The following is an 11711-nucleotide window of genomic DNA, read 5'->3' as shown; positions in this document are numbered from 1 at the left end:
GCGGCAAAAGGATAAAATCAGTCATGTACATTAAGCCGGTCCGATAGTATATTGATATCGATAATCATTATCAATAGAATTGTTACTACGGGAGGCCATACGATGAAAAGCTTCAAAATGATCATTGCCCTCATATTAACCTTGGCGGTTGCCGGATGCGGAGGGAACTCCAACAGTGCCGGCAACGCCGGCGGCAATGAGACGAAGGGCAAGGGCAATACAGCCCAAACCGCCCAAGCGGCGGAAGAAGCCGGAACCGGAACGAATACCGGGGGCGAAGACGGGCCAAGAACGATAAAGCATGCCATGGGAGAGATCACGCTCGAGAAGAAGCCGGAGCGGGTCGTTGTACTGTTTAACGGCATGGTTGACATTACGGCGGCGCTGGGCGTGAAACCGGTCGGGGCCGTCGAGTCCTGGGAGGAGAAGCCTTGGTATCTCTATCTCCGGGACAAAATGGAGGGGGTCAAGGATCTGGGAGAGGAGAATCAGCCGAATCTGGAGGCCATCGTAGCGCTTAAGCCGGATCTAATTATCGGTACGGAAGCGCGCCATGAAAAAATCTACCCTCAGCTGTCCGAAATCGCCCCTACGCTGATTACCAAGGAAATTTTCGATTGGAAAGACAACCTCCAGCTTAGCGCCCAGGCGCTCTATAAGGATAAGGAGGCGCAGCAGCTCATTGCGGATTGGGATGCCCGTGTAGCGGACTTCAAACAAAAAGCCGGAGATCGGCTGAAAGATACCAAAGTTTCGATTATCCGGTTTGAGGATGACGGCAGCGCCCGTTTTTATGCTACGGGGTTTGCCGGAACCATCTTCAAGGAGCTGGGGATCGGGCGTCCGGAAGCCCAGATGGTGGAAGGCAAAGCGGTCGTAAATCTGACCTCCAAGGAGCAAATGGGGCAACTGGACGGGGATTATATTTTCGATATCACCCGCATCAGTCCCGGAGATAACGACACGCAGACAACCAGGAACGAATGGACGTCCCACCCGCTTTGGAAAACCTTGAAGGGCGTCAAGAACGGCAAATATATCGAGGTGGACGTGATCACCTGGAATCTCAGCGGCGGGGTACTGGCGGCGAATTCCATGCTGGACGATGTTTATGAAATTTTCGGGATCAAGTAAAAATTTCGGCATAGGGAGAAGGCAAAAATGAGCGCAGGGGCGATACGCGGGCGAAGAGCCGCGGGATTCATATTAGGAGGGCTGGCGCTGTTGCTGGGACTGGCCGGAAGCATCCTGCTGGGGGCCATGAATTACAGTCCGGAGACGGCTTGGGACGCCTTGTTTCGTTACGACCCCAATGTGACCGACCAGATCGTGATCCGGACGACGCGCCTGCCGCGGGCCTTGATCGCGGCGGCGGTCGGAGCGAGCTTGGCCATCGCGGGCGCCATCATGCAGACGCTGACGCGAAATCCGCTCGCTTCTCCGAGCGTGCTGGGGATCAACGCAGGGGCGGGGTTCTTCGTCGTCTCGGCCTCGGTGCTCCTGTCCGTATCCCATTTACAGGCGTTGATGTGGATTTCCTTCGTCGGCGCGGCGGCGGCGGCGGGCGTGGTTTATATCCTGGGTTCGGCGGGGAGAGAAGGGTTGACGCCGATCAAAATCGTGCTTGCCGGTTCGGCCATGACCGCGCTGTTCGCTTCTTTTACCCAGGGGGTCCTGGCGTTGGACCGGCAGAGCCTCGGATCGGTACTGTTTTGGCTGACCGGAACCATCGCCGGACGCTCCCCCGAGATGCTCGCCACCGTGTTTCCCTATATGGCTGGCTGTTGGGTCGCCGCCTGGCTGCTGGCCCGGGGGATGAACATCCTTCTGATGGGCGAGGACACGTCCAAAGGCCTGGGTCAGCGAACGGGCGCCTTAAAAATCGGAATCGGCGTGATCGTCGTCATTTTGGCCGGAGGCTCGGTGTCCATCGCGGGGCCGATCGGCTTTATCGGCATCGTCGTACCGCACATGGCCCGTTACCTGGTCGGTACGGATCACCGCTGGGTGATCCCTTTTTGCGGCGTATTCGGGGCCGCGCTGCTGCTCTTGGCCGATATCGCCGCCAGGTTCATCATGATACCGGAGGAGCTTCCGGTCGGCGTGATGACTGCGGCTCTCGGCGCCCCGTTCTTTATGTATATCGCCCGGAGAGGAATTGGCAAATCATGAACCGAGGAAGTAGATGGATTCCATATGGCCTGCTGTTCGGCTGCCTGCTGGCGGCTCTGCTCAGCGCGAGTCTGGGCGAAACGTTTATATCGCCCGTCCGGGTGTTCGGCAGCCTGACGGGCGCCGGCTCGGAGGCCGAGGCCATGATCGTGGAGAAGCTGCGCCTTCCCCGGATCGTCACGTCGCTGCTGGCGGGCGCTTCCCTGGCCGCCGCCGGGGCCATCCTGCAGGGCGTGGCCCGCAACCCGATGGCCTCCCCGGACATTCTGGGCGTCACCGGGGGAGCTTCCGCGGCGGCTGTAGCGTTCATGACGTACGGACTCGGTGTCTTGAGCATTCGCTGGCTGCCGGTAGCGGCCATGGCGGGAGCCGCCGTCGCCGCGCTGCTGTTGTACGCGTTCGCCTGGAAGAAGGGCGTGACCCCGCTTCGCCTCGTCCTGGTGGGCGTCGGGATGTCTTCGCTCATGTCGGCGGCCACGACGATGATGATTGTGTTTAATCCGCGCAACGATGCCGGCCAGGCCTATACCTGGCTGACCGGTTCCGTGTACGGCGCGAATTGGGAGCAGGTGCTGCTTCTGCTGCCCTGGACCGCCGTGCTGCTGCCGGCGGCGATGCTCATGAAGCGGCACGTGAACATTTCGCAGCTGGGCGATGAGGTGGCCACCAGCGGCGGAAGCCGCGTCCAGCGGGTCCGCTTCCTGCAGCTCATGCTCAGCGTGGCCTTGGCCGGATCGGCGGTCGCGGTGGCGGGCGCGATCGGGTTCGTCGGCCTGCTCGCTCCGCATATGGCCCGCAAGCTGGTGGGGGCCGACTTCGGCCGCCTGCTGCCGGTATCCGCGCTGCTTGGCGCCTGGATCGTCCTGCTGGCCGATCTGGCCGGACGCACGCTGTTTCTTCCGCTGGATGTGCCAGCCGGGGTGTTTACGGCGGCGATCGGCGCTCCGTTTTTCATTTATCTGCTGTATGTGAATCGAAATCAATAGGAGGCGAAACGATTGGCTGATACAAAACCCCTGCAAGATGACGAGCAAATGGAGGCGGTGAGGGCGGCCGGCTCAAGCTATCCCTTGGCCGACCTGATCCAGAGCCGCAGAACGATCCGTGCGTTTAAACCGGACCCGGTCAGCAAGGAGCAAATCATCGCTTTGCTGAATACGGCGGTGTGGGCGCCGAATCACGGGAATCGGCAGCCTTGGCGTTTTATTCTCGTGATGGACGAGGCGCGGGAGGCTTTCGCCGAGGCGGTGCTGCGAACGCATTCCGCCGAGGAGCGGGCCAAAATCGGGGCGCAGCGACACGAGTATTTAACGACGCTGCCGGCCCAGCTTATCGTTCTGCAGACGGAGGACTCCCGTCATAAACAGCGGGAGGAAGACTTCGGCGCCGTCTGCTGCCTGATTCAGAATTTTCAGCTGGCCGCCTGGGAACAGGGCATCGGCGTCGTTTGGAAGACGAATCATTATATTTACGAGCCTCGCTTCCGGTCGGCATTCGGCATCCAGCCGGGGGAAAAAGTCGTGGGCGTACTGTACATCGGCTATGCCGAAACGGTTCCCGCCGCCCAGCCCAGAGCGAGGGCGGAAACGAAGCTGACCGTACTGGATCGACTGCCGCTGATCGATTAGTGCTCCTTCCAACTCCAAAAAGCTGCAAATCTGCAGGCATTTTTGGCCGGTCACAGGGGGGATTCGAAAAAGCTGCAAATCTGCAGTCATTTCTGGCGATTTTAGAGAACCGAGCCGATTTCGTCGAAAGTTCCTGCAGATTTGCAGGAATTTTGAAATTGTTGCTCCATACCGAACAAAAACATGCATATTTGCAGGAATTTTATGTTATCAAGGATGTCTGATCGGATGGGACACTAGTCCAAGAGAAAGGGGGATCCGCCGATGGCGTTGAATATGGCGGGGCTGGGGCCTGTAGTGCTGTTCTCCTCCATCCATCACCGTACTTTCCGGGGCCCCGATCATGGCCGTGACATGACGATTCCGGCCTACCTGCTTTGCATGGTGAAAGAGGGGAAAGGGTGGATTGCGTTGGGCGATGTTTCGGAAAAGGCGGAGGCCGTCGGCCCGGGGGATTGCTTTGTGCTGACTCCGGGAACCGCCTTACAGTTCATGCTTGAATCCGGGGCGCTCGAATGCTTTCTGCTGCTGTTTAGGCCGCTGGCGGTGCAGCGGCGGAGAGGGAATTGGCAAGCGGGACCGCTGCATCCCGGAGGCGGCGGATGGCCGGGATTCGCCGGTGGCCTTAAGCCGGTAAAAGCCCCCGAGCTTTTACAGGATGCGGCCGCATTATTTGCGGACACCCGTTTGCCCGGAGCCGATAAGGGGCGGCTGCAGTTGAGATGCCAAAGCCTGCTCTGCATCGTGCTCGATCAGCTTAAAGAGCGAGCTTCGACCGCCAAGCCCAGCGGGCTGGAGCTTAGTATCGGATATATGCACCGGCACTTCCGTTCCAAAATCCAGTTGGAAACGCTGGCCGAGATCGCCGGACTGACGCCGAGCTCCTACTCCAGGCGCTTCAAACGGGAGAAGGGGACGACCCCCGTGGAATACTTGAGCCGTCTTCGCCTCCATCACGCGAAGAAGCTGCTCTCCCGTCCCGACATTACGGTGAAGGAGGCGGCGGCGGAATCCGGATTCGGCAATGAATTTTATTTCAGCCGCGTATTCAAGCGGGAGGTCGGCATGGCGCCGACGGCGTACATCAAGCAGAATCGCCTGCAGTCGCTAGCCGGCGGTCCGTCCGAAATAGGATAAAACGACACGGGCACCGATCGTCATATTCAACGATCGGTGCCCGTCGTGTCCATGCTTATTTCGCCGTCAGTCCGCCATGATCGCGAAGCAGGTGACCATAGTGCTGGCGGATAAACTCCAGCACTTTGTCGGAGATGATCTTGTGGCCGGCCTGGTTCGGGTGAATCCCGTCCGAGCAGAGGAATTGGGTGAAATCGGGATGCTCCAGGAAGGCTCCGCGAACATCGATGAACTTGGTTTTGGTCAATTCCGATACTTTGAGGATGGTGGAATTATACCTTTCCTGCCACCAATAAATTTTGGTCACGCTGCCGAGCCATTGAAGGATGTTCTTCTCGGCGTCGGGGTTGTTCCTGCTGACCCATTTGAAGTAGCTGTCCGCATTCAGCGGGGGCAGGCTCATCAGCACGGGAGTGATCTGCTGGCTTTTCAAAAATTGAACAGCCTCGGTGAGCATCTTCTCAAACAAATTGAAATCCGTTTTCGGACGGTGCTCGCCATTGGGGTTGTCCGCAATCTCGTTCCAGTTAAAATCGCAGTCGTTGCCGCCGTATTCAATGAGCACGATATTCGGTTTGTCCTTCATCACATCCTTGCGCAGGTTGGCCATACCCTTGATCAGCGTATTGCCGAACCGGGCGGTGTTCCGCACAGCGCCCTTCAACTTGTTCTGCAGCAGGGAAACATAATTGTCCTCCAGCAGAACGTATTTGTTTTTGACCTCGTCATAAATGACGCCTTTGGAGATGGAATCTCCAGTGACCAGGTATTTGGCCGCCGCATCCAGGTTTTCCTGATTTTCCATACTCTTCGGATCACCTCATTCCTTTGCTGTTTCTTTCTTCAATTGTAGTTGAGTTTCACGCCGGAAATCAAGCGGATTCCTCATGCCGAGACCGGAATAGACGGTCAGGGACCGGCGGGATTTGGATGCGATGACAGGGTGTCGGAAGGATCGGCCGGAATGTCCTCCATCCGGTTTGCGGGCGGGACATAAGGTCGTACAACCAGTACGGTGGCCGAATCCGTAAAGCCCGCATATTCGGCGATGACACGGGTGAGTCCCGGCGAGAGTCCCGTAAGGTTGCCGCTCGCGTCGATCGAAGCGATGCCCGGATCCTCGATCGTGAAATAAGCGGCCTCCGTAACCGATTTAACACCGCCGTCCGGGGCTTGAAACAGCGCGACGATATCCAACTGCGTATCCACAGAAAGGGAGTAATCGTCGGAATCCAGGTAGAATCGGCTTTCCCCGGGAATCTCGTCGACCGTCTTGTATTTGACCAGCTTTAGCCGTTCCGAACCGAAAGTCGAAGTGATCCATACAAGCCCTCCGTCCTGGGGAATATCGGTGCGGGCGGCGTCGTAGAATCGTGGAGCGAGGTTTTGAAGCAGGGACCAGAGGATCGTTCCTTCTTCATCGATTTTTAATGTGAGATGCCGTTGGTCCGATCTGCCGCTGATCAGATAGCCGCCCGAGCCGTCCGGCGCTGGCTTCATGTAAGAGAGAAGCTCGGGGAACTCCGCGTCTACCAAGCCTTTTCGCCAAACCGCTTCGCCGTCCTCCGTCAGCTTCCACAGTCCGGAGCCGTCGAGCATGAGATACCCGTCCCCGCCGGGAGCGTGCATCAACTGCCGAACGTAGCCCCAACCGGCCTCGTAAGGCAGCGTTTTGCTCCAAGAAATTTCACCTGTCGGACCGTATTTCACCAGCAAGGGAAGCCAGGAGACGCTGTTCTCCTTCACGGCGTACCCCGCGGCTAAGAATCCTTCGTCCTGCGTCTCCACAACGTCAAGGAGCACCTGTTCTTGGTATCCGCGGTAATAATGATCCCACAACGGATTTCCTTCCGCATCGACTCTCAAAATATAAGCGGGCTGGGTACCCGATACGTTGGAAGTCCAGGAAACGGCGATAAAACCGCCATTCCGGGTTTCCTTAACCCGCTGAATGGGGGCGTATCCGCGGTATTCGCCGTAGGACCCGCTCCATTCAGGATCTCCGTCTGCCGACAGCTTGAGCAGGTAGGCCCGGTAAAAAGGCTTTCCATCGCTCCAGTCCAGCATTCCTCCGCCGATCAAAAACCCGCCGTCCCGGGTTTGAATCATCGATTGAACAGTGTACCTCTCGGTCGGTGAGGTTTTATCCAGATATTCGCGTTCCCATTCCGTATTTCCGCTCGAATCGGTTTTGATGGCAACGATTTTGGCTTGGGAAGAAATTTCATCCCGCGGAGTTGCGGTGCCCACGGCGATGTAGCCTTGACCGGGCAGGGACAATACTTGGGATGGCTCGTTGTAATTGTCCGGCGATCCGAACTCCCGGGACCATTCCTCCGCGTAGCCTGCCGGACCTCCGGCGGCAAACCCTTGCGCCGGGGGGACATACCAAAGGCCGACGGCCATCAGGATGGTTACGATCCACAACTCGGTTTGCCTGCGCAACGGTGTTTTCATTTGCATCACTCCTCCTCATTTTGGAAATCATATCAGTTTCAGTGTGACGGAATGTGAAGTCCCGGGAACAGGTACGAAAGAGAGAATTCTTCTGTGAGCTAGGTCTCAATTGTTGACAGCAAGTGGACATAAAGGGGTAGCTAATGAGAGAATACAGATAACGATATTAGAAAAAGGGGGATGCATTCAGTGCTTCGATTCGGAATCATCGGAACGAACTGGATCACGGAACGCTTTATCCAAGCGGCGGAGGAGACGGAGCAATTCGCTCTGACGGCCGTTTACTCGCGCACGGAAGAGAAAGGGAAGGCTTTTGCGGCCAAGTATAACAGCCACCCTGAAGTATTCACGGATTTGGAAAAAATGGTGTCGAGCGACCTGGTTGACGCGGTGTATATCGCCAGTCCCAATTCGTATCACGCCGAGCAGGCCATTTTGTGTATGAGCCATGGGAAGCATGTGCTGTGCGAAAAGCCGTTTGCATCAAATGTGGAAGAGACGCAGCGGATGATCCGGGCGGCGAAGGAGAATGACGTGCTTCTCATGGAAGCGATGAAGTCCACCTTGATGCCGAACTTCCGGGTAATCACAAACAATTTGTATAAAATCGGGCGGGTGCGCCGCTATTTTGCCAGCTACTGCCAATATTCTTCCAGGTATGACGCGTTCAAGCAAGGTACGGTTCTAAACGCCTTTAATCCGGTCTATTCGAACGGGGCGTTGATGGACCTCGGGATCTACTGCCTTTACCCGATGGTGACTTTATTCGGCAAGCCGGAGTCCCTTCAAGCGACCGGGATCATGCTGTCGTCGGGCGTGGACGGAGAGGGGAGCATCCTGATGCGTTATGAAGACATGGATGCCGTAGTGATGTACTCCAAAATCGCCGATTCCTATGCTCCGGCGGAAATCCAGGGCGAGAACGGTACGCTGATCATCGATAAAATCAACCAGCCTTACGATGTCAAAATCATGTACCGGGACGGCACCGTTGAGGACTTGCGGCAGCCGCAGATGCAGGAGTCGATGTTCTACGAGGCGCGGGAGTTTATCGAGCTCGCGCAAAGCGGCCGACGGGAAAGCGGTGTGAACACGCTGGCCAATTCCCTGATCGTCGCCGAAATCATGGAGGAAGCCCGGCGGCAAATCGGGCTGAAATATCCGGCGGACCGGTTTTAACGGACGTCTAAAAAAGCCCGCTTCATAAGAAGCGGGCTTTTCATATGCGCCAAAAACGGTCGTTCTTTTTGAAATCGTGTCCCCTGGCAAACGGTGGTTAATTCAAATCATAAATATCTTTGGATTGTGGGCCGCCGATTATTGGTATTTCACCACGAGCGCATTGCTGATTAGCCGGCCGGGCTTCGTCAAATACTTCCCGTTATAATAAAGGCCGCTCGAAGCGCCGCCGTCCAGATTCATCGCCTGATACGCGCCGGCCTGCTTCATGATTTGAGCCAACTGCGGAATCGTCGCTTTGCTGGTGGTTAAAAGGATAAGCTTGTTGTCGCGCGTAAGCCCCAAGGCGCTGCGGGTGCCGCCGCCCTTTAAAATTTTCGGGTCGCGGAAGCCTTCGCCCTTGAGGTTGAGGGCTATTTTGCCGTCGGTGACAAGGCGAGGTCCGGCCTGCAGGGCGCCTTCCAGTTCGCCCCCCGCAAAGAGCTCGTTGAATTTGGTGCCCGGAATCATCCCGGCAAGCATATTCGGGTTATAGGTAAAAACGGTGCGTCGGTCGCCGGATGCTTCCATTTGCAGCTTGCCACCGCTGACGATATAGCCGTAAGGCGTTTTATAGCTGTTCTTCGTGTAGGCGTCGAAATAGGACCCGTTAATAGCGACAATGGCTTTACTGCGCTTGGCGATGCTGCCGAGGCTCTCAACCCGCCCCTTCCGGTTGCCGGCCATCACGACGTCCAGGTGTATATTCGGATGCGCCAGCGAAACCGTGATCATCTTCACGGGGAAATATTTGTTCCCGACCTTGAAGGTTTTGCGGGCGCTGACGACCGGAGACGTCTTGCCGGAAAGGTTGTTCCGGTTCACTGCAGGGAGCGTATATTTGAAGTCGCCGCGGCTAAGGGTAAGCGCGGTTGGATTCTTTTCCCATTCTAACGTATAACCCAGGTTTTGGCTCAAAAACTGCAAGGGCACATAGGTAGTCCCGTTTTGGCGGAAAGGAGCGTCCGTTAAAGTAACCGCCGCATCATTGACCACTGCGGAGGTTTGTCCGACAAACACTTTCACGCTGTTCCAGGTGTTGGTGATGACGAAGCTTTTTTCGCTCTCGTTCCACAGCAGGGAGGCTTCCGAGTCCCCTTTTAATGCGGTGACCGGCAGGAAGGAACGGCCGGTATTGCCGTCGATCAGCACCGTTGCTTTAGGTGCGGCGGCCGAAGCGGCGGTAAGCCGGGCCGGAACCAGGAAGGTCAGGGCCAGGAAGAGGAGGAGAAGCGGGATGAATCTTGGTCTTTTCATGCGGGTAAAAAACTCCTTTAATCAATGATGTAGGTATAAGTCCCCTTATGTAATATCGGATGTGCGCCGCATTTTCGTTACAAAAATTTAGACCGCCGGTTTCCTCTTTAAGGAGACCGGACGGTCCGAATGTCCAAGGCTGAACGAAGGGGCTATTCGCTTTTTTTGATGTACATGAGCCTATAATAATCATCCAGCATTCGTTTCGTGGCGAAGGCTTCCCGGGTCGTTTCGATGCTTCTTTCCATCATCCGCGCCCATTGGGGCCGGTTCTCGTAGTAGGTCGGAAAAACGCTTCCAAGCAGGGTTTCATACAGGGCTTCGCTGTCGTGACGATCCTGCGCCGCGAAGTCGGACGTCTCGAATCCGCCTCCGATCTGCCAGCCGTTCTCCCCGTGCAGACATGCTTCCGGCCACCAGCCGTCCAGAATGGAGCAGTTGAGCACGCCGTTCATCGCCGCTTTCATGCCGGAGGTTCCACTGGCTTCCAACGGTCTGCGCGGGTTGTTGAGCCAGACGTCCGAACCGCGGGTGAGCCGGGCGCCAATCGTCATGTCGTAGTTCTCCAGAAAGACGACGCTTTCCGGATATTTTCGCATCATGGCGACCAAATGGCTGATGATCCGCTTGCCGTTGTCATCCTGCGGGTGAGCTTTGCCGGAGAAAACGATCTGTACGGTTCCCGCCTCCAGATACGGAGCGATGACCTCCGGCTTGGAGAAGAGCAGATCGCTGCGCTTGTAGGAAGCCGCCCGGCGCGAGAAGCCGATCAGTAGGCGGTCGGGGTTCAGCGCGATGCCGGTGCGCTCCCGGATGAAATCAAGCAGTTCGCCTTTGACTTCCATATGGGCGCCCCACAAATCGCCGCCCTCCTCATAAGCGCGGGTGATCCGCTCGTCGACCCACGTGGGGGGATGAACGGCATTGGTAATCCCTATAATAGGGGAGCGCCCTGTGACGTCCTGCCACATCCTGTTCGCGGTTTCCGCATGCAGCCGGGCAACCCCGTTGGAGATCCGGGACAGGCGTAGGCCGGCCACCGTCATATTGAAGGGATTGCCCCCGATTTGCTCCATTTGCCCCCGGGTCAGTCCGTTATAGGCGGACATATACTCGAGCCGCTCCAGCGGATGCGCCTCATTGCCCTCGCGTATCGGCGTATGGGTCGTAAAAACGACCTCTTCCCGGGTGGCGTTCCAGGCTTCTTCAAACGTGCTGCCGGCGCTCATCTTCTCTCGGATCAGCTCCGTGGCGGCCAAGGCGGCATGGCCTTCATTGAAGTGGTACACCTCCACGGGAATTTGCAGAGCCCGCAGGGCTCTCACCCCGCCGATCCCCAGTACGATTTCCTGGGCGATCCGCTCCTCGCCGAACCATCCGTACAGCTGGCCGGTGATCCAGGTGTCGGCGTTTTCGGGAATATCCGTATCCAGCAAGTACAGCGGGTTATTGCCGAACTTTTCCGTTTTCCATACCTTGCATATGACATCGACATCCCGAATTTTCACGCCGACTTTAATGCCCGTGTCTTCCAGAAAGTCATAATCATAGTTATGGTAGCTGTCATAGGGCTTGCCGTCTTCATCAATTCGCTGATCCGTATAGCCTTGCTTCCATTTGATGCCGATCCCGACGACGGGCGCGCCGATATCCTTGGCCCCTTTAAGGTAGTCCCCGGCCAGGATGCCGAGCCCTCCGGCGTATATTTTAAAATCGGAATGAAGCCCGTACTCCATGCAGAAGTAAGCGACGGTAGGCAATTTCATTTCGTTCATGAGCAGCCTCCTTCGGATTTATAGCACATCATATGCGAAGGGGCGGAGAGGGGGGAATTGCGGAGAA

10 protein-coding genes are annotated in these 11711 nt (G+C 56.8%); 6 read left to right on the top strand and 4 right to left on the bottom strand.

Annotated elements, in window-relative coordinates; genetic code table 11:
* Nucleotides 1–102: 102 nt before the first annotated feature.
* The 5 genes from LBW89_RS12330 to LBW89_RS12310 all read left to right on the top strand — a co-directional run bounded on the left by LBW89_RS12330 (nt 103) and on the right by LBW89_RS12310 (nt 4937).
* Nucleotides 103–1134 carry an ABC transporter substrate-binding protein gene (locus LBW89_RS12330; RefSeq protein ID WP_148450982.1) on the top strand — a complete coding sequence of 344 codons (1032 nt, stop codon included), beginning with the start codon at nt 103–105 and terminating at the stop codon, nt 1132–1134.
* A 27-nt stretch (nt 1135–1161) separates the two neighbouring features.
* Nucleotides 1162–2172, top strand: coding sequence for a FecCD family ABC transporter permease (locus LBW89_RS12325; protein ID WP_148450981.1), 1011 nt, complete (start codon nt 1162–1164; stop codon nt 2170–2172).
* Nucleotides 2169–3158: a FecCD family ABC transporter permease gene (locus tag LBW89_RS12320; RefSeq protein WP_148450980.1), complete on the top strand. Its 990-nt coding sequence runs from the start codon at nt 2169–2171 to the stop codon at nt 3156–3158. The genes LBW89_RS12325 and LBW89_RS12320 overlap by 4 nt, the downstream gene beginning before the upstream one ends.
* A gap of 12 nt (nt 3159–3170) precedes the next feature.
* The gene (locus tag LBW89_RS12315) at nt 3171–3800 is read left to right on the top strand and encodes a nitroreductase (protein WP_225039226.1); all 630 of its coding nucleotides are present in this window, start codon (nt 3171–3173) and stop codon (nt 3798–3800) included.
* Between the two features lie 264 nt (nt 3801–4064).
* Nucleotides 4065–4937, top strand: coding sequence for a helix-turn-helix transcriptional regulator (locus LBW89_RS12310; RefSeq protein ID WP_148450979.1), 873 nt, complete (start codon nt 4065–4067; stop codon nt 4935–4937).
* Between the two features lie 55 nt (nt 4938–4992).
* On the opposite strand, the gene LBW89_RS12305 is transcribed toward LBW89_RS12310, so the two are convergent.
* Both LBW89_RS12305 and LBW89_RS12300 read right to left on the bottom strand, forming a co-directional pair.
* Nucleotides 4993–5742: an SGNH/GDSL hydrolase family protein gene (locus LBW89_RS12305; protein ID WP_148450978.1), complete on the bottom strand. Its 750-nt coding sequence runs from the start codon at nt 5740–5742 to the stop codon at nt 4993–4995.
* A gap of 104 nt (nt 5743–5846) precedes the next feature.
* Complete coding sequence (locus LBW89_RS12300; protein WP_148450977.1) at nt 5847–7394, bottom strand: Ig-like domain-containing protein; 1548 nt, start codon at nt 7392–7394, stop codon at nt 5847–5849.
* Between the two features lie 189 nt (nt 7395–7583).
* Here LBW89_RS12300 and LBW89_RS12295 point away from each other — a divergent pair, with 189 nt between their 5' ends.
* On the top strand, nt 7584–8573 hold the full coding sequence (locus tag LBW89_RS12295) for a Gfo/Idh/MocA family protein (protein ID WP_211373264.1): 990 nt from the start codon (nt 7584–7586) through the stop codon (nt 8571–8573).
* A 138-nt stretch (nt 8574–8711) separates the two neighbouring features.
* On the opposite strand, the gene LBW89_RS12290 is transcribed toward LBW89_RS12295, so the two are convergent.
* A complete protein-coding gene (locus LBW89_RS12290; RefSeq protein ID WP_148450975.1) occupies nt 8712–9869 on the bottom strand; it encodes a phosphodiester glycosidase family protein in 1158 nt (385 codons plus the stop codon).
* A 152-nt stretch (nt 9870–10021) separates the two neighbouring features.
* Complete coding sequence (gene glgP, locus LBW89_RS12285) at nt 10022–11644, bottom strand: alpha-glucan family phosphorylase (protein ID WP_148450974.1); 1623 nt, start codon at nt 11642–11644, stop codon at nt 10022–10024.
* Nucleotides 11645–11711 lie beyond the last annotated feature (67 nt).

The organism is Paenibacillus sp. alder61, assembly GCF_020179875.1.
GTDB lineage: Bacteria > Bacillota > Bacilli > Paenibacillales > Paenibacillaceae > Fontibacillus > Fontibacillus faecis.
This window is presented reverse-complemented; position numbering and strand designations above follow the sequence as displayed.

Excerpts from the sequence above, each read along its gene's own strand:
- LBW89_RS12305 (WP_148450978.1), bottom strand. The coding sequence starts at position 5,742 with ATGGAAAATCAGGAAAACCTGGATGCGGCGGCCAAATACCTGGTCACT.
- LBW89_RS12330 (WP_148450982.1), top strand. The coding sequence starts at position 103 with ATGAAAAGCTTCAAAATGATCATTGCCCTCATATTAACCTTGGCGGTT.
- LBW89_RS12310 (WP_148450979.1), top strand. The coding sequence starts at position 4,065 with ATGGCGTTGAATATGGCGGGGCTGGGGCCTGTAGTGCTGTTCTCCTCC.
- glgP (WP_148450974.1), bottom strand. The coding sequence starts at position 11,644 with ATGAACGAAATGAAATTGCCTACCGTCGCTTACTTCTGCATGGAGTAC.
- LBW89_RS12325 (WP_148450981.1), top strand. The coding sequence starts at position 1,162 with ATGAGCGCAGGGGCGATACGCGGGCGAAGAGCCGCGGGATTCATATTA.
- LBW89_RS12320 (WP_148450980.1), top strand. The coding sequence starts at position 2,169 with ATGAACCGAGGAAGTAGATGGATTCCATATGGCCTGCTGTTCGGCTGC.
- LBW89_RS12300 (WP_148450977.1), bottom strand. The coding sequence starts at position 7,394 with ATGAAAACACCGTTGCGCAGGCAAACCGAGTTGTGGATCGTAACCATC.
- LBW89_RS12290 (WP_148450975.1), bottom strand. The coding sequence starts at position 9,869 with ATGAAAAGACCAAGATTCATCCCGCTTCTCCTCCTCTTCCTGGCCCTG.